Genomic DNA, 2,048 nt, shown 5'->3' on the forward strand with positions numbered 1-2,048 from the left:
AGCGTGACAATGACAAGGCGCTGTTTGCCGATCTGATCGGACAAGGACTGACGGGCACAGCAGAGAATGGCGACAGCGGGCAGGGCGCTCCATGAACCGGTTGCGACTTKCYCGSGACGCATTCAAGAACATGATGCGAGCCGCCGCGCCCTGATGAGGTGCGCAATCTGCCGGCGCACGGACAATTGCTGTTCCTGGCCGGGCAACGACCAATTTTCGCTGAAAAGCTTGCCTACTTTGCCGATCCGGAATTCAGGGAGATGTTCGATCAAGTCTGACGGGAAGCGTGTCCAGAAGGCGGTTGGGCAACCCGTCACACCATTGTACGCGCGGCCCTCGTGCTATCTTGACCGTAGTGGGAAGTGGATATGGCTCGGCAAGCCCCGAGAACGGGCGTCCACTGCAACGGAATATGGTACGCGGTGATCCAGCCTGTCCTGACGGGAACGCGCTCCCCATAGTGCCGAAGTGAGCGGCAGGACGGGCGTGCGTCTTGCTGTGAAGGAATAAAAGTGGAGGCGTGCTGCGTGTTTTCAACGACAACGACCATGAATGCCTCCGCTGTATCGTTGGCGCGGCCCGGATCGGGATGGGCGAAACAGGCCGGAGCTATACCGGACTGCTCTATTCACGGTTCTGTCGTTCTGGGCGAGACAGCCGATAGTTTTAGGATCGCATATGATCCATAATCGATTAGTTCAAATTTAAAGAATTACTTATGATATCTTAAATCCGGAATAAYGMGATTTTGGAACCGGAGCGGTGTGTTACGACATAGCGGGCTCTGGATCGATTGCGTATCTCATTTTCTATGCCGTAAGCTCCCACATGAGCTGTGGGCCTCCTGGCGCTTGTGACACCCSGGGCATGACACTTTTTGGGCTGATAATCTATCTGGGTATACCTGCAAACAGGTGTTTTGACGCTTAAAATCTGGATCAACCTCCGCTCTACGAGGCGATAGCGACCTGGGACCCAATCGGAAAGGCGCACCGAACGGCTGGCGCACTGTCGTTGACGCCATGGGCGGAGGCTTACAGATTAAGCATATCCTTGAGAGCTAATTGACAAATTGAGTGAAAGTCTCGATTGATCTCCACGTTTCATGGGAACGAGCAACGTTTTTCTAGCTCAAATACTTTCCCGAATATTGGCTACTCGTATTCTATTTATTTCATCAAGCATGCCGCTTCCAGCTATCTGGAGCGGCTTTTGATAGAGGTAAGCCAATGCTCTCATTGGGAAAAATCTGATGTAGAACAATTGGCGCGGATGTTCTCACATAGTTCGCCCCTTGTTCCGCGACAGTTATGAGGCTGATAATTCGCCGGGGAGGCGCTGCAACTGCTTGCCGCTCTCGTCGCCTTCAGCCAGCAACGCAGTGCAGGCTTGAGCGACGGACAGCAGGGGCACGCTCAGTGCCCTTTGGTCTCGCTATCTTCCTTCGCCTGACCGTGATGCCACTTGATCGCATAATATGTGCCTACGCCGAGCACTATGATCTTGGCCGGGAAAAAGACGAAAGGAAACCAATCTACCCAAGAACCATCAGACATATCGAGCGTTTTGGCTATCCTCAAGGATAGCACTCACTCGAAATGTTTCGGCGATCAAGCTTGCACTCGTGGCGCAACCCAACCACCGCCGTATTAAGCTCTATTCGACAATTTGAGCAGGCGTAAGCCTCTGTATGGTGAAAGCGGACTACTAAAAATGCCATCGTAATTCTGGAAATATCTGTCCAGACGACGTCGACGCCCCCAAAGTGTTGATTATTTTACGGAATTTTGGCGCCCGTTTTTTTTCCAAGGATTTTCTTCTTTTGCCCATTGACGTAAGCGCAAGCTGCTCTCTATAAGTCCGCTCACTGAACGAGGGCGGCGGCGCTGCTGGCGACGAAGTCTTTCGTTCTAAAGAAATCATGTTGATGAGCTGACTGCTTGTTGTTTTCCAAGGGCTTTTGCTTTTGGGGTTTGATTTTGTGACTGCAATGAGCGGTCTGTTTTTTGACAATTGAATATGAGAAGAAAGAGAAACGTGGGCGGCGA

The 2,048-nt window shown here is 51.9% G+C and carries 1 protein-coding gene and 1 pseudogene; one reads left to right on the forward strand and one right to left on the reverse strand.

The window, feature by feature from the left end; translation table 11 throughout:
• Positions 1-149 precede the first annotated feature (149 nt).
• A pseudogene (locus AB4Z23_RS27005) lies at positions 150-278 on the forward strand (type IV secretory system conjugative DNA transfer family protein); the annotation flags it as partial.
• Between the two features lie 1,586 nt (positions 279-1,864).
• On the opposite strand, the gene AB4Z23_RS27010 reads toward AB4Z23_RS27005, so the two are convergent.
• Positions 1,865-2,048: hypothetical protein (locus tag AB4Z23_RS27010; protein ID WP_441361124.1), on the reverse strand; the 184-nt coding region annotated here is incomplete at its 5' end.

The sequence above is a fragment of the Agrobacterium sp. MCAB5 genome, assembly GCF_052114365.1.
GTDB classification, from domain to species: domain Bacteria; phylum Pseudomonadota; class Alphaproteobacteria; order Rhizobiales; family Rhizobiaceae; genus Agrobacterium; species Agrobacterium tumefaciens.